The organism is Nakamurella lactea DSM 19367 (genome assembly GCF_000426645.1).
GTDB lineage: Bacteria > Actinomycetota > Actinomycetes > Mycobacteriales > Nakamurellaceae > Nakamurella > Nakamurella lactea.
Genome location: NZ_AUFT01000007.1, coordinates 224,269 through 245,867 on the forward strand (window position 1 = coordinate 224,269; position 21,599 = coordinate 245,867).

At 69.3% G+C, this 21,599-nt stretch carries 19 protein-coding genes; 8 read left to right on the top strand and 11 right to left on the bottom strand.

Going from position 1 to position 21,599, the window contains the following annotated elements; all coding sequences use genetic code 11:
• The first annotated feature begins 247 nt into the window (after nt 1–247).
• Together K340_RS0108940 and K340_RS0108945 are read left to right on the top strand one after the other, a co-directional pair.
• On the top strand, nt 248–799 hold the full coding sequence (locus K340_RS0108940; protein WP_029136472.1) for a phosphatase PAP2 family protein: 552 nt from the start codon (nt 248–250) through the stop codon (nt 797–799).
• 112 nt (nt 800–911) lie between these two features.
• On the top strand, nt 912–1,529 hold the full coding sequence (locus tag K340_RS0108945) for a DedA family protein (protein ID WP_029136473.1): 618 nt from the start codon (nt 912–914) through the stop codon (nt 1,527–1,529).
• Here K340_RS0108945 and K340_RS0108950 read toward each other — a convergent pair.
• The 4 genes from K340_RS0108950 to K340_RS0108965 all read right to left on the bottom strand — a co-directional run bounded on the left by K340_RS0108950 (nt 1,526) and on the right by K340_RS0108965 (nt 6,185).
• A complete protein-coding gene (locus tag K340_RS0108950) occupies nt 1,526–4,144 on the bottom strand; it encodes a hypothetical protein (protein ID WP_029136474.1) in 2,619 nt (872 codons plus the stop codon). The genes K340_RS0108945 and K340_RS0108950 overlap by 4 nt on opposite strands.
• Before the next feature lie 104 nt (nt 4,145–4,248).
• Nucleotides 4,249–4,842, bottom strand: a complete 594-nt coding sequence (locus tag K340_RS0108955) for a COG4315 family predicted lipoprotein (protein ID WP_029136475.1) — start codon at nt 4,840–4,842, stop codon at nt 4,249–4,251.
• A gap of 102 nt (nt 4,843–4,944) precedes the next feature.
• Nucleotides 4,945–5,685 carry a zf-HC2 domain-containing protein gene (locus K340_RS0108960; RefSeq protein ID WP_051265553.1) on the bottom strand — a complete coding sequence of 247 codons (741 nt, stop codon included), beginning with the start codon at nt 5,683–5,685 and terminating at the stop codon, nt 4,945–4,947.
• Nucleotides 5,682–6,185, bottom strand: a complete 504-nt coding sequence (locus K340_RS0108965; protein WP_029136477.1) for a sigma-70 family RNA polymerase sigma factor — start codon at nt 6,183–6,185, stop codon at nt 5,682–5,684. The genes K340_RS0108960 and K340_RS0108965 overlap by 4 nt, the downstream gene beginning before the upstream one ends.
• Before the next feature lie 94 nt (nt 6,186–6,279).
• Between K340_RS0108965 and K340_RS0108970 the strand changes: the two genes are divergently transcribed.
• From K340_RS0108970 to K340_RS0108985, 4 genes are all read left to right on the top strand, one after another.
• Nucleotides 6,280–6,774 carry a DUF2231 domain-containing protein gene (locus K340_RS0108970; RefSeq protein ID WP_051265556.1) on the top strand — a complete coding sequence of 165 codons (495 nt, stop codon included), beginning with the start codon at nt 6,280–6,282 and terminating at the stop codon, nt 6,772–6,774.
• 202 nt (nt 6,775–6,976) lie between these two features.
• Nucleotides 6,977–7,738 carry a L,D-transpeptidase family protein gene (locus K340_RS28575; protein ID WP_051265557.1) on the top strand — a complete coding sequence of 254 codons (762 nt, stop codon included), beginning with the start codon at nt 6,977–6,979 and terminating at the stop codon, nt 7,736–7,738.
• A gap of 46 nt (nt 7,739–7,784) precedes the next feature.
• A complete protein-coding gene (locus K340_RS0108980; protein ID WP_051265558.1) occupies nt 7,785–8,384 on the top strand; it encodes a GNAT family N-acetyltransferase in 600 nt (199 codons plus the stop codon).
• A gap of 68 nt (nt 8,385–8,452) precedes the next feature.
• Nucleotides 8,453–8,857, top strand: a complete 405-nt coding sequence (locus K340_RS0108985) for a TIGR03618 family F420-dependent PPOX class oxidoreductase (protein WP_029136480.1) — start codon at nt 8,453–8,455, stop codon at nt 8,855–8,857.
• An 80-nt stretch (nt 8,858–8,937) separates the two neighbouring features.
• On the opposite strand, the gene K340_RS0108990 is transcribed toward K340_RS0108985, so the two are convergent.
• Together K340_RS0108990 and K340_RS0108995 are read right to left on the bottom strand one after the other, a co-directional pair.
• Complete coding sequence (locus tag K340_RS0108990; protein WP_029136481.1) at nt 8,938–9,336, bottom strand: DUF3224 domain-containing protein; 399 nt, start codon at nt 9,334–9,336, stop codon at nt 8,938–8,940.
• Between the two features lie 77 nt (nt 9,337–9,413).
• A complete protein-coding gene (locus K340_RS0108995) occupies nt 9,414–10,931 on the bottom strand; it encodes an acyl-CoA synthetase (protein WP_029136482.1) in 1,518 nt (505 codons plus the stop codon).
• A gap of 262 nt (nt 10,932–11,193) precedes the next feature.
• Here K340_RS0108995 and K340_RS34055 point away from each other — a divergent pair, with 262 nt between their 5' ends.
• Nucleotides 11,194–14,187 carry an eCIS core domain-containing protein gene (locus tag K340_RS34055; protein WP_051265562.1) on the top strand — a complete coding sequence of 998 codons (2,994 nt, stop codon included), beginning with the start codon at nt 11,194–11,196 and terminating at the stop codon, nt 14,185–14,187.
• A 62-nt stretch (nt 14,188–14,249) separates the two neighbouring features.
• On the opposite strand, the gene K340_RS0109005 is transcribed toward K340_RS34055, so the two are convergent.
• Both K340_RS0109005 and K340_RS28585 read right to left on the bottom strand, forming a co-directional pair.
• A complete protein-coding gene (locus tag K340_RS0109005) occupies nt 14,250–15,998 on the bottom strand; it encodes a proline--tRNA ligase (RefSeq protein WP_029136483.1) in 1,749 nt (582 codons plus the stop codon).
• A 74-nt stretch (nt 15,999–16,072) separates the two neighbouring features.
• On the bottom strand, nt 16,073–17,539 hold the full coding sequence (locus K340_RS28585) for an MFS transporter (RefSeq protein WP_084614198.1): 1,467 nt from the start codon (nt 17,537–17,539) through the stop codon (nt 16,073–16,075).
• Between the two features lie 158 nt (nt 17,540–17,697).
• Here K340_RS28585 and K340_RS0109015 point away from each other — a divergent pair, with 158 nt between their 5' ends.
• Entirely contained in the window at nt 17,698–18,528 is an 831-nt protein-coding gene (locus tag K340_RS0109015) for a helix-turn-helix transcriptional regulator (protein ID WP_029136484.1), read from the top strand.
• Nucleotides 18,529–18,582: 54 nt separating this feature from the next.
• Here K340_RS0109015 and K340_RS0109020 read toward each other — a convergent pair whose 3' ends face one another.
• The 3 genes from K340_RS0109020 to K340_RS0109030 are packed head-to-tail and all read right to left on the bottom strand — an operon-like array spanning nt 18,583 to nt 21,598.
• The gene (locus K340_RS0109020) at nt 18,583–19,248 is read right to left on the bottom strand and encodes a beta/alpha barrel domain-containing protein (RefSeq protein WP_029136485.1); all 666 of its coding nucleotides are present in this window, start codon (nt 19,246–19,248) and stop codon (nt 18,583–18,585) included.
• Nucleotides 19,245–19,892 carry a class II aldolase/adducin family protein gene (locus K340_RS0109025; RefSeq protein WP_029136486.1) on the bottom strand — a complete coding sequence of 216 codons (648 nt, stop codon included), beginning with the start codon at nt 19,890–19,892 and terminating at the stop codon, nt 19,245–19,247. Before K340_RS0109025 ends, K340_RS0109020 begins: the two co-directional genes overlap by 4 nt.
• Nucleotides 19,889–21,598, bottom strand: a complete 1,710-nt coding sequence (locus K340_RS0109030; RefSeq protein ID WP_029136487.1) for a ribulokinase — start codon at nt 21,596–21,598, stop codon at nt 19,889–19,891. Before K340_RS0109030 ends, K340_RS0109025 begins: the two co-directional genes overlap by 4 nt.
• Nucleotide 21,599: the final 1 nt, after the last annotated feature.

Consider the following 21,599-nt stretch of genomic DNA (forward strand, 5'->3'; position numbering starts at 1 on the left):
GTCGTGCCCCACTCGGTCTAGTCACGACCCCGGTACTGCTGCTTTCAGTGGCTGAATCGCCTGGCCGTCACCCCCGCCCGGAGTTCTGGTCAACCGTTAGGGAACAGGCAAGCGTTCGCTGCCCGTAATGTCGCGATCCACTCTGCTACTATTTGTCGAGTAGTACTAAAGGTTGCATAGTAGATATCGATCAGACCGGCGTCGCCGATGGCCGTCGGTCGCGAGTGAACTCAGTAGGGGTGGTCCGGTGATCGGCTGGTTGGCGCAGTACCTGCTGTACGCCATGGTGATCGCCTTCGCGGCGATCTGGCTGTTCGCCGAGGACCGGGCGGGCAGGGTCCAGCTGGCCGGGTCGGCGCTGATCGGTCTGCTGCTGGTCTGGGTGCTGATCACGGTGGCCGCTGCGGTGCACGACGATCCGCGGCCGTTCGTGCAGAACCCTGCGCTGCAGCCGTTGATCGCGCATGCCGCCGACAACGGCTTCCCGTCCGATCATTCGGCGGCGGCGGGACTGATCGCGGTACTGATCTGGCTGCGCCACCGCTGGTACGGAACTCTGCTCGGCGTCGTCGCGCTAGTGCTCGGCGCCGCCAGGGTGGCGGCCCACGTCCATCACGTGCAGGACATCGTGGCCGGCCTGTTGATCGGCGGTGTCGCCGCCTGGCTCGGCAGCCTGGCGGCGGCTGCGTTGATCGGTCGGCTCGCGAGAAGCAGGGCTGACGGCACCCGCGGCCGGCTGGCGACCCTGCTCCACGGCAGCCGACTCAATGGCGGCCGGCCGACCGCGCAGCCGCGCTAGGCCCGCAAACCGCTAGGCCCGCAAACCGCTAGGCCCGCAAACCGCACTAGGCCCGCAAACCACCGGGCCCGCGAACCGCCAGGGCCCCAGAACTCGGACGAGGACGACCGTCATGCAGCATTTCATCATCAGCTACGGGTATCTCGCGGTGTTCCTGCTCATGCTGGCCGAGTCGGCCTGCATCCCGATTCCGTCGGAAGTCACCATGCTGTTCGCCGGCGCGATCGCGGGCGGCGCTGTCGCCGGGGCGCAGCTGAGCCTGGTCGCGGTCACTGCGGCCGGAGTGCTCGGGAACGTCGTCGGCAGCTATCTCGCCTGGGGCGTCGGACGCTACGGCGGCCCGGCGGCCTGGCGAAAGTGGGGTCGCTACGTCGGTGTGCGCGACCACGACATGGAGGTCGCGCAGCGCTGGTTCGACCGGCACGGCAGCGCCGCCGTCTGCTACGGCCGGCTGCTGCCGGTGGTCCGGACGTTCATCTCGTTGCCGGCCGGGTTCGCCGGGATGCGGCCGGTGCGGTTCGGCCTGTACACGCTGGCCGGCTGCATCCCGTGGACCCTGGCGCTGGCCTGGATCGGCGCCGCCGTCGGCAGCAACTGGCAGCGGATCGCCGATGGATTCCACGGACCCACCCTGGTGATCGGCGCGGTAATCGTGGCCGCGGGCGTGATCGGTCTGGTGGTCCACCTCCGTCGCCGTCGGCGCCGGCCGGCGGCCGCCCGGCCGCGCTAGATCGTGTTCCGTCCGGAATTGGCAGACGGCAGTCGCGGTGTCGATGGCACTTCCGGTGCGGACGGTAGGTCCGGTGCGGATGGTAGGTCCGGTGCTGAGGGCTGATCCGGCCCGACCTGCATCGGCTGCATTTCCGCCAGCAGGCCGCGAACCTGTTGCTGGAAGACCGGATCGAGCCAGAATCCGGAGTGCCGGCCGGCCGTGGGATAGACCACGTCGCCGGGAGCCCGGTCGAAGACCGGGTCGACGCACCGGACCTGTCGCGGACCGTCGACCGGCTGGCCGGTGGTGCCGGTGCCGGTGCCGGTGCCGGTGGCGAACGGATACGGCACGGCGCCGCCGAGATAGTCGGTGCGCCGCCACAGGTTCGTCCACCGGGTCGGTCCACCGTCGGTGCTCAGCAGCGACGCCGCCAGCCGGTACACCTCGGGAGAGAAATAGCGCGGATAGAACCGCGAGTAGAGCCGGTCCAGCACGCAGCCGAAGGTCATCAACGACAGCCGCTCACGAACCTCCGGCGGCTGGATCAGCACCGCGGCCAGGCTGATCACCGTGCCCTGGCTGTGTCCGGCCAGCACCACCCGGCCACGCGGCGGCGCCAGGTCGGGGGCCTCCGCGGATCCGACGACACCGCCGACGTAGTAGGCGATCCGGGTCCGCACCTCGGGCATGATCCGTTCGTTGTAGCAGGGCGGCGCGAACGGATGGGCATCCCGTGGCCAGAAGCAGGCAAGATCCCACAGCACTCCGACGCCGCGGCGGATGGCGGCCGTGCGGTAGGCCAGAACGCCCAGCGCGAGCAGACCGACCAGGAGGGCCCCGGTCAGGTACACCCCCCAGGCGATCAGCTGGGCGCCGCCGCTGCCGGTTCCCAGGGTGAAGCGCCAGAACGAGTTCACGGCGTTCGCCGTCCCGGTGGAGAGCATCAGCGCGGCCCCCTGCATCACCAGGACGACCGTCACCACCAGACAGAACACCACCATCCCCCGCGGCACCCGGTCGACCCGGCGAGCCGTCCACAGCATGAATCCGATGCCACCGGCCCGGGCGGCAACGTCCGGATCGGTGAAGTCGCGCGGTTTCCCGTCGGAATCGAGCCGGTAGTCGGCGCGAACGGCGCTCCGATCGACCGTGGCGCCACCGTTGCGAGAGGCGAGCCAGGCCCTGCCGCCCAGCTGAACCGCGAGGACCAGCAGCGCGGCCAGACCGACCAGCATGCCGAAACCCGAACTCCGGGTGGTGTCACCGAACCAGGTCGAATGCACTTGCAGCACTTCGGTGATCCGCCCCGGGGTGAAGGCGAATCCGTCGACTCCCAACCAGGCCGGCACCATGATCAGCACCGAGGCCGCCATCATGCTGCCCAGCAGCCAGCCGAGGAAGGCGATGAAGAAGCCGGCGTAACCGGCCATGAACATCGAGCGGCCGCGACCGGCTCCCCGACTCAGCGCGATGGTGAGCACCACCGCGACCAGCAGCAGCAGTGCGGCCTGGATCCCGAACAGCCAGCGCACCACCGCGTCTGCCTGCCGCACCAGCCGGTCCGGGTCCAGCCCGGCGGCGGTCGCGCCGACCGTGTCGCCGGCGATCACCAGGGCGGCATCAAGGCCGCCGGACCCGAGCACCCCGACCCAGAGCAACGGCAACGAACGGGGCAACCTGGTGGTCGCCGGCTCACCCCAGCCGGCCGGAAGTCGCAAACCGGAGAGCACGACGGCGCCGCCGAGCGTTGCCCCGCACACGATCAAAGCGGCGGTGCGCAGGCCGGACGGCGGGAACAGCACTGCCAGCAGGCCGAGAATCGTCAGCACCGCGATCTGGACGTGCAGGGCCCGCAACCGTCGGCCGGCGACTCCGCCGTTCCACAGGTCAGGTCGCAGTAGTGGCGTCGCCTCGTCGTCCGGGCGCCCCGGAAGATACGGCGCCGCAGCCGATCTGGTGGCGTACCGACGTGCGGACGACCGGCTCAACAGCCCGAGCAGCAGCACCAGGACCGCCGGCATGATCGTCATCAGCGCGAGCTGACCCGAGGGCGGGAGCGCCGAGAGCAGGTTGATCAGGAACTGCGGCAGGCCGTGACAGACAGAAACCGTTCCGTCCGCCGACCCGCCGGGTACCGGGCAGCGGCGCGCGACGGTGGTCAGCATCGGCGCGGCGACCCCGAGCACGAAGGTGACGGTCAGGGTCGCCGCCAGTACCCGGATCAGCGCCGCGGTCAGCAGCCGCAGACCCGATCGGGGTGCGGCGGAACGGGTTTGCGGGTCGGGTGGCAGCATCCGCGGGGCCACGTTCAGCAGGGCGAACGGGGCCAGCATCAGCCACAGCGCGCGGGTCTTCGCGCCGGACGTCCAGCCGCCCCAGGAATAGCCCTCCAACCATGGGCCTTCGGTGGCGGCCGGCGTCCCCGGTCTGGTGCCCACCGGTACGTCGTGCTGCAACTCGGTGACGGCCGGGCGGTAGAAGCCGGCGATCCGGTCGCCGGACACCCGTTCCGTGGTCGCCCGGTCGAGCAGCTCCTCCGGCGGAGTGCCGGACACGCCGTGCACCCTGATCTCGACGTCGCCCCGGTAGGGCACGCCGGTACGAACCATCTCGGTCGGCGCGTTTCGCAGCATGATCGGTCACCGCCCTACTGATCGGCGTGCGGGGGTGCTCGATCAGTATGAGCGCGCGGACCGACCTGCGGATACCTGGAGAACCCTGGGCCGCGCGGCCCGTGTCAGTACCCGCCGCCGCCGGCCGCTGCCGCCGTCACCTTGCTGCCGTCGGCGGCGACCGCCCACCACACCCCGCCGACTCCCTGACCGGTCACATCGCCGGCCTTGGCGTCATTCGCGTAGTAGTACAGCGGCCATCCGTTCAACGTCACCTGGGTCTTTCCGTCCACCCCGGTGATGGTGCCGACCTGGCCGGTCACGCCGTCGACCGTCGGGCTCATCGAGTCGGTGTTCACTGCCGGCCAGGCGGTGGCACAGGCCCCCGAACACGAGCTCTTGCCCGAGTTCTGGGTGTCCTTGTCGTACACGTAGACCGTCATCTTCTTGCCGTCGACGACGATCTGGCCCAACGACGAGTCCGCCACGCCGAGCACCGGGCCCGATCCGGCGGCGGCAGATCCGTCAGCCCCGGCAGACCCGGAAGCGGAACCGCCGGCTGCCGATCCGGTAGCGGCGGCACTCGCGGCCGCGGTACTCGCCGCCGCCGCGGAGGTCGAGGGTGAGGTGCTGGCCGGGGTATTGCCGGCGCAGCCGGCCAGCGCCAGGCCGCCGAGGGCGGCGACGGCGACCATCCGGGCGAGGATTCGTGTGGTCATGATGGAACGCGCTCCTTCGGTGGCAGATCCGCTGAACGCGGACGCAGATCCGCGGGGCCGCGGACATCCACAGCACGAGTTGGCGCGGGGATTGGTTCATCGTCAGCCGAGATCGGCGCTCAGCAATACCTTTCCGGTGTCGATCGAGCGGATCTGCACCGCATCGATCGCGGACACGTCGAGGTTGGTGCTGCCGGTGGCGTGCACGATGTCCCCGCGATGGGCGATCCAGCTGGACACCATGGTGGGCCGCCCGGCCGAGTCGATCAGGTACAGCCCGTAGGTCCAGGCGCCCGCGGGTTGCTTGTACTGCCAGCTGCCGTCGGTGGCGTAACCACAGGTCACCGTCAGCCTGGTGCCCCACTGCTCGCTGAACAGCTGCACGTCGGCGGTCAGCGGGTTGTCCGAGGTCTTGGTCAGCACCGCGGACGCCGTCGGGTGCTCGCCACCGGACAGGCTGATCGGCACGATCACTGCCGCTGCCGCCAATACCGCTGCTGCCACCAGGATCGTCAGCCGGCGCCGAATCCTCTTCGACCGCGCGCGGTCGTCGGCCCTGGTGATCCGGGCGAGAAGGTCGGCCGGCGGCCCCGGCTCCGGCAGATCGGCCGGCTCCGGCGTCAGCAGGGCTTCGACATCCGCCGGATCGACCTTGCCGAGCAGACCGGGCAGGCCGGCCAGTTCGGTCACTGCGGCGGTGCAGCTGCGGCAGGCGCGCAGGTGTCGCTCGAACTCGGCGCGGTCGGCGGCCGACAACGCACCGAGCACATAGGCGGCGTCCCAGTCGGCGTACCGCGCGTGCGGATCGCCGATCGACGTCGGATCGGCCGGATCGTTCGTCATCGGGTCACGCCCCTCTCCTGCAGTTCCAGTCGCAACGCTCGAAGTCCATAGTGCAGACGGGATTTCACCGTGCCCGATGGAATCCCGAGATCGTCGGCGATCTCGGCCACCGTCTGCCTGGCGAAGTACGCCCTGGCGACCACCGTCCGATGGTCCGCGCTGAGCGTGTGCAGCGCCTCGGTCACCAGCATCGAATCGAACAGGGCATCGGTCCGGTCGGCGACCGCCTGCTCGGGCATCGTGTCGGTGTTCACCTCGTGCCGGCGGCGGGCGCTGCGGTGGTCGTCGATCACCAGGTTCCGGGCGACGGTGAACAGCCACGCGCGAACCGATCCGGTGCCGTCGTCGGCGAGATCGGTACGCCAGGCACGCAGCAACGTCTCCTGCACGATGTCCTCCGAGCGGGCTCGGTCGTGCGTCAACCGGAACACGTAGTGCCACAGCGCCCCGGCGTGCTCGTCGTGCAGCACCCGCAGGGTGTCCGCGTCGCGGCCGCCCATCGCCCACCTCCTGCCGACAGTACGAAGTACCCGGCGGTCCGGTTCAATCCTGCGCCCGGCTGAACCGTACGGGCCGTTGTCGCGTGAATCGGGTATGACGACCCTCGCGATCACCGCGGCCTCGTGGCACATCGGTGGCCTGCCGCTGCATCCGTTGCTGGTGCACGGCGTGGTCGTGCTGCTGCCGCTGGCCGGAGTTGCCGCCATCCTGCATGCCGCCTGGCCGGCCGCCCGCCGCCGGCTGGGCATCGTCACCCCTGGGTTGGCCACGGTCGCCCTGATCCTGGTCCCGATCACCGTCCGGGCCGGCGAGGCGTTGGCCGCGGCGATCGGTACGAATCCGAAGATCGCCAGGCACCAGCAGCTGGGCCAGACCCTGCTGCCGTGGGTGATCGGGCTGTTCGTGGTGGCCGGCGCGCTGTGGGTCTGGTATCGCTACTTCGAACCGCGGCAGCAGAACCCGCGGACCAGGTTGTGGGTGAACAGCGGCCTGCTGGTGCTCGCGATGGTTGCCGGCATCGGCTCGATCGTCGATGTGGTGCTGATCGGTGACGCCGGCGCCAGGGCCGTCTGGGAGGGCGTCGGCTGACAGCGTCGCCGGACCGATGGCCACCTGGCGCGTCGGCGGACGCCGTCAGCCCTGCAGGCTGAGCACCTGGCATCCAGTGGCGGGACGCGGTCACGGACAGTTGCCGGCGGCGCCGGATCGGGGCGCCGAACCACCTGTTTGACGACCCTCGCCGGCAAGGCCGTCCAGCAGGATGAGGGGCACAGCTCGAAAGGGAGGCGTGATGACGAACCTGCTGACCCGCGACCCGCGGCATCCGCGACGTCGCCCGACCGGCCTGGCCGCGGCCAGGATCGTCGGCTCGGCGCTGCTCGTCCTGCTGTCCATGGTGATCGGGCCGGCCCTGCAGGCGTCGGCGGCGGTGGCGAGCCCGGTCGTCGCCATGCCGCTGATCCGGCCGGCCATCACGGTGCCGTCGACCGCCCGGCAGGTGGTGGCGGTCGGCGCCACCTCGCCCGGCGCGACCACCGCGAAGCTCTCGCTGTGGCAGAAGGGTACGAACGGACGTTGGACCAGGACGGTCGGTCCGGTGCCGGCGCGGGTCGGCTCCCGCGGTATCGGGCCGGCCCACGAGGGTTCGCGGTACACCCCGGCCGGCACCTTCGCCCTGGACCAGGCGTTCGGCAGGCTGAACAACCCGGGCACCAAGTTGCGCTATTTCAAGACCGACCCGCTCGACTGGTGGAACGAGAATCCGTTGTCCCGCACGTACAACAAGCACATCCGGCGGGTGAACAGTCCCGGTGGTGCGAGTGAGAACCTCTACTACTCCGGCACCGCCTACAACCTGGCGGTGAACATCGCCTACAACCCGACGAACATTCCCTACAAGGGTTCGGCGTTCTTCCTGCACGTCGGCACCGGCCACTCAACGGCAGGGTGTGTCTCGATCGCCCAGTCCACCCTCACCACGATCATGCGCAAACTCGATCCCGCCCAGCACCCGGTGATCGCGATCCGCAACGGCACCCCCTGGGTGCCGTGATCGTCCGGCGCTTGCCCGTCGGCTCGCCAGGGTCTTGCATGAACAAATGCAGAACGGGAATGACGAGGAAGGCGCCCCGTCGGCGGCCGTCTTCGCCGAGACGAAGCGACTGACGCTGCGCCGCATCACCACCGACGACGTTGACAACCTGGTCGAGCTGGACGCCGATCCGGACGTGATGTTCTGGATCACCGGCGGCCGGCCGACTCCCCGGGAGGAGGTCGTCGACGACATTCTGCCCGCCTTTCTCGACTACTACCGCCGGTACCCCGGCTACGGGTTCTGGGCGGTGATCGAGAAGTCGACCGGCGGGTTCCTCGGCTGGGTGCACTTCCGGCCGGCGGAGGGCGACCCGGCCGACGACGCCGAACTCGGCTACCGGCTGAAGAAGTCGGCCTGGGGCAAGGGTTATGCCACCGAGGCCTCCCGTGCGGTGCTCGACCGCGGGTTCGCCGATTTCGGGGTGCGGCGGGTGCATGCCGAGACGATGGTGGTGAACACCGCATCGCGCCGGGTGATGGAGAAGTGCGGGCTGAGCCTGGTCCGGATCTTCCACCAGGACTGGCCCGACCACATCCCGGGTGATGAGCACGGTGACGTCGAGTACGCGATCACCCGGGAAGAATGGGACGCGGCGACCGGTTGACGTTGAGGTGCGGGAGCGGTCGAACCGGCTCGCGTCCTGCGGAATCCCTCTGACGAAGGAGCAACACTGTGCCGACCACGCCCATTCCCGACGACCTACGGGCCATGCTGTCCAAGCCGAACCCGGCGGTGATCGCCACGCTGAACAGCAGCGGTCAGCCGATCACCGTCGCCACCTGGTACCTACTGGACGGCGACCGGATCCTGGTGAACATGGACAACACCCGCAAGCGGGTCGAGCACATGCGCAACGACGGGCGGGTGGCGCTGACGGTGCTGGACGACGACTGGTCAACCCACGTCAGCGTGATCGGACACGTCGCCGAGTGGAAGGACGACGAGGCGCTGGCCGACATCGACCGGATCTCGACCCACTACACCGGACACCGGTACCCGAACCGCACCGATCCGCGGGTCAGCGCCTGGATCGAGATCGACCGCTGGCACGGCTGGGGCAAAGCCAAGCAGGGCTAACGCTTCCGCCGCTTCGCCAGTGACTCAGAGCCGAGGGCGGGTGGCGCGGTCACAGTTGCGGTGCGGTCACAGCGGCGCGGTCAGACTTCATAGTCGAACACCATCCGATGGATCCCGTCCGGATCGACCTGCATCGTCACCGAGCCGCGAATGCCGCTGAGCTCGCCGGTGCCGCTGCTCGGCACGATCAGCCCGTATTCGTTGGCCCGGTCAGTGCCACTCGTGCTGGCAGCATGCACCAGATTGAACGTGCCATGGCGGCCGTCAACGGTGCCCTCGAACGACTCCATCGCGACGTAGGTGCCGACGCCGGTCTGCTGATCGAAGGCCGAGGTGAACTGGGTGATGCTCCGCCCGGATATGCCGCCCTCGAAGTGCTTGATCATCCGTAGGTGCCCGGTGGTCAGCCCAGTGGTGATGTCGGGGACGAAATCGGTCGGTTCGAAATCGGAGGTGGTGAAGGTGGCATTGCTGATCATCTGATCATTCTAGGGAGCGGGCGGCCGTGCGTCCTTGGACAAACGCGGCAGGGCGGTCGCCGGCGACCGCCCTGCGTTCAGAGTTGATCGCGCAGCACTCGTTTCAGCAACTTGCCGCTCTGGTTGCGCGGCAGCTCGTCCACGAAGTGGACGCGCTTTGGCACCTTGAAGCCGGCCAGACTCAGCTTGGCGTGGGCGATCAGCTCGGCCTCATCGACCGTGGCGCCCGCCTGCAGGACGACAACCGCTGTCACGGCCTCGATCCAGCGGTCGTCGGGGGTGGCGATCACCGCGACCTCGGCGACCGCCGGGTGCGTGTAGATCACGTCCTCAACTTCCCGGGAGGCGACCAGTACCCCACCGGTGTTGATCACGTCCTTGATCCGGTCGACGACGGTGACGAACCCCTGCTCGTCCTGGACCACCAGATCGCCGGAGTGGAACCAGCCGCCGTTGAAGGCGGCTGCCGTCTCCTCGGGCTTGTCCCAGTAGCCGGTGCACAGCTGCGGTGAGCGGTAGAGCACCTCACCGGATGTGCCGGGTGCGACGTCGGCGCCGGTCTCGTCGACGACCCTGGTCTCGACGAACAGCACCGGCCGGCCGCAGGACTCGGGTCGCTCGGCATGCTCTTCGGGCCGCAGTACGCAGGCCAGCGGGCCGATCTCGGACTGGCCGAAACAGTTGTAGAAGGCCAACTCCGGCAGGCGCTGCCGCAGTCGCTGCAGAATCGGGCCGGGCATGATCGACGCGCCGTAGTAGGCCTTGCGGAGCGACGAGAGGTCGGCATCGGCGAGGGCCGGATGGTTGGCCAGCGGTACCCAGACGGTCGGCGCCAGGAACAGCGATCCGATCCGGTCGGCCTCGATCCGGCGCAGGATCTCGGCGACGTCGGGGCGGGTCATCAGATGCACGGTGGCGCCGATCGCCAGGTACGGCAACAGGAACACGTGCATCCCGGCCGAATGGTAGAGCGGCATGCAGATCAGCGGGTTGTCGTCGGGGGCGAGGTCGAGCGCCAGCAGGCAGGAGAGGTATTCGTGCACCAGAGCGCGGTGCGTCATCATTGCGCCCTTGGGCTGGGAGGTGGTCCCCGAGGTGTAGAGCAGCTGGACGAGATCGGTGTCCCGGACGCGGCTGTCGAGCTCGGGAACGTCGCCGGTCTGCCACAACGGCAGAACGGCGTCCTCGCTGCCGTGCAGTACCAGCACCTGCTCGACCGCGCTGTCCGCGGCGGCAGCTCTCACCTGGTCCCGTAACGCCGCGTCGACCAGCGCGACCCGGCTACCGGACTGGCGCAGCAGGTATCCGAGTTCGCCACCGGTGAGGGCGTAGTTGATCGGCACATGGATCAGCCCGGCGCGGGCACATCCGAGGTAGGCCAACAGGTATGCATCGGAGTTGGCGCCGACGGTAGCGACCCGGTCGCCGGGTTGCAGTCCCATTCCGAGCAGCCGGGCGGCCGCTCGGGAGGTGGCGGCGTCCAGATCGGCGTAGGTCCAGCGGCGATCGTCGTACTGCAGGGCGATCCGATCCGGATATCGGCCGGCGCTGCGGCGGACGACGTCGTCGACGGTGCTGGAGCGCGGGTTGCGCATCTCGGTCTCCCTGGTGAACGGTGGCGGTCGGCTGCGGTCGGTACGGCGATGATCGAGTGCCTGCAGTCAACCACTCGGCCGACGAGAGGATCACCCGGCCGGTGCGGAGTTCACCCGGGTGCGCGGATTGCCGCTGACGAGTGTTCGGCGCGTTGGCACCGACCGGAGCAGGGGATTGATTCGAATCCTGGCGATGGCCCGATCAGTTCCTTGCGCCCCCTTGTGCCGCATGCTTCGCTGACATCGAATACGGGAGACTCACATGTCGATACACTCGCGCTCGAACGGATCCAGATCCGTTGCGGCCGAGCATCGCCGGATCGAACCTGCTGACGAGGTAGCCGGGAACTCGGTGCGATCGTCGGCCTCGATCCGGTCGGCCGGCTGGCCGCGGCCGGTTGCCGGACGGGTGCAGCCGGTTGCCGAACGGGCGCATGGCGCGCTGATCCAGGCGAAGTTACGGGTCGGACCTGCGTCAGACCCGGCCGAGGTCGAGGCAGAACGGGTGGCGGAGGCGGTACTGGCCCGGCTCCGCGCCCCCGCCCGTCAGCCCGGCGATGCGGTGCCGTCGACCGCCATCGGATCGATCGCGGACCAGGGATTGCTGGTCTCCCGGTTGCGGTCTGCCGCCGGCGGCGAGGCCGGCGGCGAGCTCGATGTGAGTACCGAGGCCGCCGTCGGCCGCCTGACCGGCGGCGGAAGACCCCTGCCGGTCGCCATCCGTAGGAGCATGGAGGACGCCTTCGGCGCCGACCTCTCGGCGGTCCGACTGCATGTCGGTCCGCAGCCCCGCGAGCTGAACGACCGGATCGGTGCGCAGGCCTTCACCGTCGGCGACCATGTGGCATTCCGGGACGGCGTGCCCGACGTCAGTTCCGACGCCGGAGCCCGGCTCATGGCTCACGAGCTGACCCACGTGGTGCAGCAGCGTGGCGGCGTGCGTCGCCGGACGGTGGTCGGCGCACCGCGAGCGGCGGTCATTCGTCGCAGGACGGGTCTGACGACCAAGGATGTCGTCTCGATCATCAGTAGTGTCCCGCAGCTGAAATCGCGCCTGGCCACCGTGTTGCAGGACGAGCGGATGAAGGCGTTGCAACCCGACAAGGGCGTGTCGGTGCAGACCCGGATCGAGACCACCTTGCGCAGCTACAAGGAGCACATGGCGAAGAAGAAGCCCGGCGAGGACGTCGATCTGCGGGACGCGATGATGCTGTCCACCGCACTCGGCGGGATCGCCAGGGTCTTCGCCGAAGAGCTGAACGACCCGTCGGTCACCACCCAACTGCTGCCGTTGCTGCTGCAGACCTTCGAGGACGAGGTCGGGCAGAAGCTGAAGAAGAAGCGGCGGAGCGGGAACAAGGCCTCAAGGGACTCGGTGATGCAGCTGACCAAGGCGCTGTCCGGCGGCGATCCGGTCACCCAGTACATGCATCGCGAGATCCGCAAAGAGATTGCTGCCGAACAGATCGCCGCGATGGCGGCGGCCGCCGGACTCACCCCGTTGAAGATCCTCGAGTTGATGACCGAGCGGTGGCAGGCGGCCATGTCCAGCTACCGGGCCGATCAACAACAAGCTGTCGTCAAGGACAAGGCCGGCAGCTTCAACCGGGCCGAGGCGCACGGTGAGTACTCGCCGTACTTCTTCGAGCGGACCTTCGGTAGTGCGACGCCGGACTGGGAGGCCGGCGGCGCCGGTGGCGCCGACAAGCTCAAGCTGACCGCGGATGCCGACCAGAAACTCGCCGAGCTCAAGGCCGAGGTGACCGCCCCGTCACCGGTGACAGCGGTCAACCCGCGGGCCGGCGTCACCGAGCGGCAGGAACGGCATCTCGCCGAGGTCGAGCGGGCGGAGGCGGCGGCGCCTTCGGTCGACGCGAGTCTGCTGGCCCTGTTGGCCGACCGGTACCTGCTGCTCCCGGGCGCGGCGCAGACCCTGTTGGCCGACATCAAGCAGTTCCTGCGACACGACATGAAGCTCACCGTCACCGTGAACCTCGAAGGTTGGTTCGGCACCGACGCCGAGCCGAAGAAGCCCAGTCCCAAGTTCGCACCGGCCAATGCCGCGCGGGCGACGACCGAACTGAAGACGCTGTTCGGCAAACCCGCGGCCGCCGGATCGATCACCCACCTGCCGACCTGGGACGACAAGTTCGATCCGACCGCTGCCCGTGGCGCCAGTTACCTGCGATTCCGGCACTGGAAGGACCAGTTGATGACCGGGCTGCAGGACATGTCCGGCGCCGAGATGGCGAGTTTCGGCGGTGGCAATATCAACTGGGAGACGGTCAAGGGCACCGACAACCGCGACAACTTCGGCGCGAACTATTACGGGAACCTGCACTTCGTACTGGATCGAACGAAGTTCGCCAGCCGCATCGTGTACACCGCGGGTGACCACGGAGAACCTCACCGCGACCCGCTTCTCGCGCTCTATGACCTGTGCACCGACGGCAAGGGGCGCACCTGGCTCAAGGACGTCAAGAACATCGCGGTGCTGGACAACGTGGTGAACGCGGTGCGGACCAAGGCGCCGCTGTACGGCATGGGGATGAAGTTGGAGTTCCAGGTCTTCGGCGGCATCAATATGAAGAAGGACGTGGAAGAGGCGGTGCTTGCACCGCAACTCGGCGACGAGGCGCTCAAGCGGGTGAAGAGGTTCTACCGAGGCACATCTGTGGCGGTGCGGCGGCTGAAGGACGCCCCGCTCGGCGGGCTCACTGGCGGTGACGGCGGCGAGTTCGGTGACGTGCCCGAGTTCGTCCGGGTCTATCTCGCGCACGGCGACGATCTCGACCGCAAGCAGCAGAAGACGGTGGCTGACGTCCGCGCCGAGGCAAAGCTGAACACGTTCAACCAGAACCTGCTGGTCGGGGCGTTCACCTTGGCGGCCACCACGAAGAACACGGCGATCTCACTGAACGGACGGTTGGGCGCGGACGACATCAAGACGCTGAAGGGGGCGCTGGCGAAGGCGCGGAAGATGCTGGGTGCGGTGGACAAGTCGACCGTCGACGACGAGCTCAGCGGCCGGGTCGCCGACGAGGTCGCGGCGGCCGCGAAGGCGCTGGTGCAGGCCATGGTTCCGCGGCTGGTGATTCCGGCTCGCCGGCCGGTTCCGGCGCCGGATCAGCAACCACCCGATCAACCGCCCGGGCGCCGGCAGCCCCGTCGTCCGGCGCCGAAGCCGCCGGGGTCCCGGGACCGGGTGGCGAACGACGTCGGTGACGATCGTCAGCCCGCCGAGGTCGGTAGCTGACTGCGAGGTGGCGTAGGCCGATTCGCAGGTGGCTCACTCTTCCATCCCGCGATCACCGGAGTTCAGCCGCGCACGCGCGCCAGCACCGTCTCGACGGCGTCGTCAACCGCGATCTCCTCGGATGAATTCGATGCCCGGTCCCGCAGCTCGAGGGTCCCGTCAGCCAACCCGCGACCGACCACCACGGCGGTGGGCACACCGAGGATCTCGGCGTCGGCGAACTTCACCCCGGGGGAGGCCTTGCGATCGTCCAGCAGGACGTCCAGCCCGGCGGCGGACAGGAACGAGGCCAGCTCGGTCGCGGTGGACAGCATCTCCGGCGCCTTGCCGGCCACCAGCACCAGCACGTCGTACGGGGAGATCTCCCGCGGCCAGCTCAGCCCGCGGTCGTCGCAGGTGGCCTCGGCGACCGCCGCGACCGCCCGGGACACCCCGACGCCGTAGGAGCCCATGGTCACTGTCACCAGCTTGCCGTTCTGGTCAAGAACCTTGAGCCCCAATGCTTCCGCGTATTTGCGGCCGAGCTGGAAGATGTGCCCCATCTCGATGCCGCGGGCCAGCTCCAGCGGGCCGGAGCCGTCCGGCGCCGGGTCGCCGGGTCGCACATCCGCGGCCTGGATCACCCCGTCGGGCTGAAAGTCCCTGCCGCACACCAGGTCGAACACGTGCCGGCCCGGCTGGTCGGCACCCGTCACCCAGCGGGTGCCGGAGACCACCCGCGGGTCGACCAGGTAACGCACCTTGCTCGCAGACTCCAGCCCCAGTGCACCCGGCCCGATGTACCCCTTGACCAGCTCGGGATGCGCAGCGAAGTCGTCGTCACCGAAGGGCTCGAAGGCGACCCCCTCGCCGAGCTGCGCCTCCAGGCGTTTCTCGTCGACCTCGCGATCGCCGGGCAACCCGACGGCCAGCGCCTCGGTGCTGCCGTCCTGTCGGGTGATCCGGAAGAGCACGTTCTTCAGCGTGTCGCCGGCCACCCAGGCCCGGTCCGGCCGGGGATGTGCCGAATTCGCCACCGCCACCAGCGTCTCGATGGTCGGCGTCCCGGGGGTCTCCTCGACGTGCGCGGCGGGGGCGTCGTCGAACGGAATCGGTTCCGGTGCCGGCACTTCCACCGCCTCGACGTTGGCGGTGTAGCCACCGGGGGAGCGGACGTAGGTGTCCTCGCCGTTGGCTGCGACGGCCAGGAACTCCTCGGAAGCGGACCCGCCCATCGCCCCGGACATTGCCTTGACGATCACGTACGGGAAGCCGAGCCGGTCGAAGATCCGGATGTAGGCGGCCCGGTGCGCGGCATAGGAGGCGTCCAGTCCGGCGTCGTCCACGTCGAAGGAGTACGAGTCCTTCATGATGAACTCCCGGCCGCGCAGGATCCCGGCCCGTGGCCGCGCTTCGTCCCGGTACTTGGTCTGGATCTGGTACAGCGACAGCGGCAGGTCCTTGTAGCTGGAATAGAGGTCCTTCACCAGCAGGGTGAACATCTCTTCGTGCGTCGGACCGAGCAGGTAATCGCCGCCCTTGCGGTCCTTGAGCCGGAACAGCCCGGCGCCGTACTCGGTCCACCGGCCGGTCGCCTCGTAGGGCTCGCGGGGCAGCAGCGCGGGGAAGCTCACCTCCTGCGCACCGATGGCGGCCATCTCGTCGCGGACGATCGCCTCCACCTTGCGCAGCACCTTCAGTCCGAGTGGCAGCCAGCTGTAGATCCCGGGGGCGGCCCGGCGGATGTAACCCGCCCTGACCAGCCAGCGGTGGCTCGGGACCTCGGCGTCCGCCGGATCCTCGCGCAGGGTCCGTACGAACAGCTCAGACATCCGGGTGATCACGCGGTGGCCTTCCTCGGGGTGTTCGGGACGAATCGCCGCCGACCCGTGGGCCGGCGGCGGTCTCAGACTACCGATCCGGCGGGTTCCGACTCACGGTCGAGCGCGCGGTCCTGTGTAAGGGAGCTACGGGCGGCGTCGGTCGGGCCATCGTGGCCCATCCGCAGCGCCACCGCCGCCGCGACGATCAGCACCACCGCGGCGTCCACCGCGATGGCGGTGCGCAGCGCCGCCAGCGAGTGCAGGGTGCCGACTGCGGTGGCCACGGCGCTCAGGATCGGCACGCCCATCGCGATGCCGACCTGCTGGGTCATGGTGGCCAGCCCGGTGGCCAGGCCCTGTTCGTGGTCCGGCAGCCCCGAGGTAGCCGCGACCATGAACCCGACGATCACCGACACATGCCCGACGGCGCCGATGAAGGTGACCACCAGCAGCGGCAGCACCCAGCCGGTCGAACTGCCCAGCGCTACCAGGGTCGCGGTGAAGACCGCCTGGATGACGAGCCCGCCGACCAGGGTGCGTCGCACCCCGACGGCCGCGATCACCCGCGGTCCGGCGAACCCCCCGATGATCGCGCCGGCGCCCATCGCGCCCAGCGTCGCGCCGGTCTCCAGCGGGTTGAAGTCGAGCACGTGCTGCAGGTACATGGTGAGCAGAAAGACCAGTGCGGTCTCCATCGCGAAGGTGGTGAACCCGGCGATGTTGCCCCACTTGATCGACCGCCGGCGCAGGATCGATGTGGGCACCAACGGGGCCGGATGACGGCTCTCCACCCGCCAAAATATGACCAACAGCGCCACCGCGGCCGCCAGTGAGCCCAGTGCGATCGGGTCGGTGACACCGTCTTCGCCGGCGCGGGTGGCGCCGAACACCAGCGCGAGCAGCCCGGCCGTCACCAGAGTGGACCCGGGCACGTCGAGCCGGGTGCGGACCCTGGCCGCGGGGTCGGTCAGCAGCATCGGGGCCAGCACGACGACCAGCGCGGCGACCGGAACGTTGACCAGGAAGGCGAATCGCCAGCTGAGCAGATCGGTCAGCACGCCGCCGAGGATGGCGCCGGCGGTGAAGCCGGTCGACATCATCACGCTGTTCAGCCCGAGTGCCTTGGCCCGCAGCGGTCCTTCGGCGAAGGCAGTGGTGAGCAGTGACAAGGCCGCGGGGGTGACGGCCGCCGTGGCCAGCCCCTGCGCGACCCTGGCGGTCAGCAGCATGGCCGGGCTGGTGGCCAGCCCGCCGACCAGCGACGCGACACCGAGCGCCGACATGCCGATCAGGAACAACCGGCGGCGGCCGATGTAGTCGCCGATCCGGCCGAGCAACAGGGTGAAGCCGGCCGCGCAGAGCGCGAACGAGGTGGCGATCCACTGCAGGTCGGCATCGGCGAAACCGAGCCCTGCACCCACGGTGGGCAGCGCGACGTTGAGGATGGAGAAGTCGACGGCGAGCATGAACTGCGAGGCCAGTAACAGGACGAGGATCAGCCGCTGTCGCCGCGACATCGTCGCCGGCCCGGTGGTGGTGAGCGTTGTCATGAGTCTCTCTTCGCGCAGATGGTCCCGGCACGGTCGTGCCGAGAACCAACCTGCGCCGGTCTGATCGCCCCAGCCAGGTCCCTGCGCTGCCGTCCCACCGGCTGGGTAGCACCGGCAGGGTCACCCTGGGCCGGGCCGACCCGGGAATACTGGGGACCATGGCCACAACAGAGTTGGGTGAATTCCTCCGCACCAGGCGCGCGGCGATCAGCCCCGAGGACGTCGGTCTGGTCTCCTACGGCGCGCGCCGGGTGCCAGGGCTCCGGCGGGAGGAGATCGCGCAGCTGGCCGGCGTCAGCCTCACCTACTACACCCGGCTGGAGCAGTCGGCGAACCACAACGCGTCCGACGGCGTGATCGAGGCGCTGGGGAAGGCGCTGGCACTCTCTTCGGACGAACTGGACTACCTGCGGCGGCTGGCCAAACCGGTCCGGCGGCGACAGCGCAAGCTCGCCGCGCCCGAGCAGCCGCGGGCCGGCACCATCTCGTTGATCGTGTCGATGAACAACCCGGCGGTGGTCATCGACCACTGCAACAACGTGCTGGCGTGGAACGCCGTGGGACACAAGCTGTTGGGGTCGCCGCACGCGTTCGACCAGCCGGCGGACCTGGACGACCGGCCGAACCTCGCCGTCGATTTCTTCCTCGACCCGCACGGCCGCGAGCTGTACGTGGACGCCGATCAGATCGCCCACGACATGACGGCGTTCCTGCGGTTCTCCTCGGCCCGCCATCCCGACGACTGCCGGCTGACGGCGTTGATCGGGGAGCTGAGTCAGCACAGCGACGAGTTCGCCACGCTCTGGGCCCAGCACCTGGTGCAGGACTGCGGCTTCGGGGTCAAGCGGTTCCGGCACCCGTTCGTCGGTCGGATGGATCTCACCTACGAGGTGATGGAGCTGGCCGAGAGTTCGCAGCGGATGGCGATCTATCACGCCGAGCCCGGATCGGCCTCGGCCGATGCGCTGGAGTTGTTGGCGCACAGTTGATTCCGTCGGCCGCAGAACAGTCCGGCGCACCCGGCCCGTGGCGTCCGATCACCGTCAGGTGGTCGCCCCCTCCGGGCCCGCGGGTAGTCCGCTTCCGGCCCCGAAGAGTCCGCGGCCGGCGACCACATAGCGGGCGCCCGCGTCCAGCCAGCGACCGAGATTGTCGGCGCTCACGCCGCCGTCCACTCCGACGGCGTGATGGTGGGCCAGCCGCCGGACGCTGCCGGTTCGCCCCGGGGCGGCCGGATCGGAACTGCCGGGCCGGATCAGCATCACCAGAATCCCGTCGAAGTCGGCGGCCACACCTGCGGCCAGCTCGTCGTCCGAGTCGGGCCCGGCCGCCAGCCACGGCGACACCCCGGCTGCCCGAAGACGATGGGCGGTGCCGGCCGGGTCGTCGAGCCGCTCGAGGTGGATGGTGACCCGGTCCGGCCTGGCGGCCAGCACCGCCGTCAGCAGCGCCTCCGGATTCTCGACCATGAGATGGACGTCCGACCGGCCGGCCGCCCTGGTCAGCTCGCCGAGCGCCGTCGGCGGGATCCCGGTGCGGCCGGCGAAGGGCACGTCCATCACGTCCAGATGGGTCCACAGGTGGCGATCGGCCAGCGAACGGGCGGCGGCGGGCTGAGAGCGCCGGGGGAGACCGGTCAGGCTGCCGGCCCCGGTGACGCCCGGTGGCAGCGCGTCGAACAGCGGGCCGGGCACCGGCGCAGTGCTCAACCCTGGCCGCCGGCCACCAGCGAGAACCGGTACTGGCGTTGCACTTCGTCGGCCGGCAGCTCGATCGGAGTGCCGACGATCTTCGCCATGATCATGGTCTTGGCGACTTCTTCCACCATGATGGCGGCGCGCAGCGTTGCCTTCAGTGTCGGCGCCGCGCAGAACACTCCGTGGTTCTGCATCAGCACGGCCGGCGAGTGCCCACGTACCCGCAGTACCTCGCGGGCGGTGTGGTCGCCACCGATCTCCACGTAGTCGCCGCAGGGCACCGGACCGTTGAAGTTGTCGGCGATCGAAGTCAGACAGGGCGGGATCGGCGTTCCGGTTGCCGCCCAGGCCGTTGCGTAGACGGAGTGGGTGTGGATCACCGCACCGATGTCCGGATCCTGCCGGTACAGATGCAGGTGGGTCTCGGTGTCCACGGACGGCCGGAGGTCACCGCGCAGCACCGTGCCGTCCAGGTCGAGGATGACGATCGATTCCACCGTCAGCTCGTCGTAGAGCACCCCGCTCGGCTTGATCGCGACCGCCCCGGACGCCCGGTCGATCGCGCTGGCGTTCCCACTCGTCCAGGCCACCAGGTCGTTCCGCGGCAGCGCGATGTTCGCGGCGAACACCTGCTCGGCGAGTTCGTCGTAGGTCACGGTCGGTTCCTCTCGGTGGGGCCGTTGGCGGTTGCCACGGCATCGTTGCGTCGGCGTTTGAGTCGTCGCATCACGTCATCCCCGCCGCGGCCGAAGTAGTCGTGCAGCGCGACGTAGTCGTGGTAGATCTCTTGGTATCCAAGGCTTCCGGCCGGATCGGGGCGGTAGGTGGTGTGCAGCGGCGATGCCAGTGTGGCCGTCGCCTCGGCGATCGAGGCATGGCCGCCCTGCTCCGGTCCGGCGGCCACCGACGCGTGCAGGGCCGCGCCCCGCGCAGGAATCTGCCGGCTGTCGACCACGGCAACTTCCAGTCCGGTGATGTCCGCGCAGAGCTGCATCAGCAGCGGGCTCTTGCGTGGCAGCCCACCACAGGCCACCAGTCGATCAATCACCACCCCGGCATCGGTGAAGGCTTCGACGATCCGGCGGGTGCCGAAGGCGGTGCTCTCCAGCAGTGCGCGGTAGATGTCCTCGGGTGCGGTGCCCAACGTCAAGCCGATCACCAGGCCGGACAGGCCGGTATCGACCAACACCGACCGGTTGCCGCTCCACCAGTCGAGTGCCAGCAGGCCATGTTCGCCCGGAACCTGTTGCCCGGCCAACGATTCGAGATGCTCGAACACCGAGACCCCGTCCTGCTGCGCCTCCCGGGTGAGCCGCTCGGGCAACACCTCCCGGACGAACCAGCCGAACATGTCGCCGACCGCGTTCTGACCTGCCTCGAACGCCCAGAGCCCTGGTGTCACCACGTCGCGGGCGGCGCCGCAGCTGCCCTCGACCGGCACGAAGTCCGGCCCCAGCACGAAATCGCAGGTGGAGGTGCCCATCACCATCACCATCGCCCCCGGCTCGGCCACCCCGCAGGCGCTGACCGAGACGACGGCGTCCATGTTCGGCGCGGCGACCGCGATGCCGGTCGCAAGGCCCAGTTGCTGTGCCATCGCCCCGGTGAGGTCGCCGACCCGGTCGCCGGGGACGCAGAAGTCCCGGCCCAGCTTGGTGTCCGCCACATCGGCGAATGCCGGGTCCAGCTGCCCGAAGAATTCGCGTGCTGGGTAGCCGCCGGCGTCCGGGAGATAGGTCGCCTTGTACGCGGCGCCGGCGATGCTCCGTACCTCGGATCCGATCAGTTGCCAGACGATCCAGTCCTGCGCCTCGATCAGCCGATCCGCTGCTCGGTAGATGTGCGGCGCCTCCTCGAGGATCTCCAGACTCTTCGGGATCAACCATTCCGAGGAGATCCGGCCGCCGAATCGCTGCAGGAACGACTCGCCCCGCTCGACCGCGAGCGCGTTGACGCGGTCCGCCTGATCCTGTGCCGCATGGTGTTTCCACAGTTTGGGCCAGGCGTGTGGCTCGGCCGCGAACTGCGGCAGCCGGCACAGCGGAGTGCCGTCGGCAGTCACCGGCAGCATCGTGCAGGAGGTGAAGTCGATCCCGATGCCGATCACCGCGTCGGGCGTCACGCCGGACTCGGCGATCACCTTTCGGACCGTCGTCGCCAGCGTCGTCAGGTAGTCCTGCGGGTCCTGCAGCGCGTACTCCGGCGGCAGTCGCAGGTCGGTTCCCGGCAGTCGATCGGTGATGACCCCGTGCGGGTACGCCATCTCCGCGATGCCGATCTCCCGCCCGTTGCCGACGTCCAGTAGCAGGGCTCTGGCAGACTCGCTGCCGAAGTCCACGCCGATGGTGAACGGGCCCGACACG

What these genes read in the sequence shown, in the direction of transcription:
- K340_RS0108945 (WP_029136473.1), top strand. Translation starts at nt 912, where the DNA reads ATGCAGCATTTCATCATCAGCTACGGGTATCTCGCGGTGTTCCTGCTC.
- K340_RS0108950 (WP_029136474.1), bottom strand. Translation starts at nt 4,144, where the DNA reads ATGCTGCGAAACGCGCCGACCGAGATGGTTCGTACCGGCGTGCCCTAC.
- K340_RS0108955 (WP_029136475.1), bottom strand. Translation starts at nt 4,842, where the DNA reads ATGACCACACGAATCCTCGCCCGGATGGTCGCCGTCGCCGCCCTCGGC.
- K340_RS0108960 (WP_051265553.1), bottom strand. Translation starts at nt 5,685, where the DNA reads ATGACGAACGATCCGGCCGATCCGACGTCGATCGGCGATCCGCACGCG.
- K340_RS0108965 (WP_029136477.1), bottom strand. Translation starts at nt 6,185, where the DNA reads ATGGGCGGCCGCGACGCGGACACCCTGCGGGTGCTGCACGACGAGCAC.
- K340_RS0108970 (WP_051265556.1), top strand. Translation starts at nt 6,280, where the DNA reads ATGACGACCCTCGCGATCACCGCGGCCTCGTGGCACATCGGTGGCCTG.
- K340_RS28575 (WP_051265557.1), top strand. Translation starts at nt 6,977, where the DNA reads ATGACGAACCTGCTGACCCGCGACCCGCGGCATCCGCGACGTCGCCCG.
- K340_RS0108980 (WP_051265558.1), top strand. Translation starts at nt 7,785, where the DNA reads ATGCAGAACGGGAATGACGAGGAAGGCGCCCCGTCGGCGGCCGTCTTC.
- K340_RS0108990 (WP_029136481.1), bottom strand. Translation starts at nt 9,336, where the DNA reads ATGATCAGCAATGCCACCTTCACCACCTCCGATTTCGAACCGACCGAT.
- K340_RS0108995 (WP_029136482.1), bottom strand. Translation starts at nt 10,931, where the DNA reads ATGCGCAACCCGCGCTCCAGCACCGTCGACGACGTCGTCCGCCGCAGC.
- K340_RS34055 (WP_051265562.1), top strand. Translation starts at nt 11,194, where the DNA reads ATGTCGATACACTCGCGCTCGAACGGATCCAGATCCGTTGCGGCCGAG.
- K340_RS0109005 (WP_029136483.1), bottom strand. Translation starts at nt 15,998, where the DNA reads ATGTCTGAGCTGTTCGTACGGACCCTGCGCGAGGATCCGGCGGACGCC.
- K340_RS28585 (WP_084614198.1), bottom strand. Translation starts at nt 17,539, where the DNA reads ATGACAACGCTCACCACCACCGGGCCGGCGACGATGTCGCGGCGACAG.
- K340_RS0109015 (WP_029136484.1), top strand. Translation starts at nt 17,698, where the DNA reads ATGGCCACAACAGAGTTGGGTGAATTCCTCCGCACCAGGCGCGCGGCG.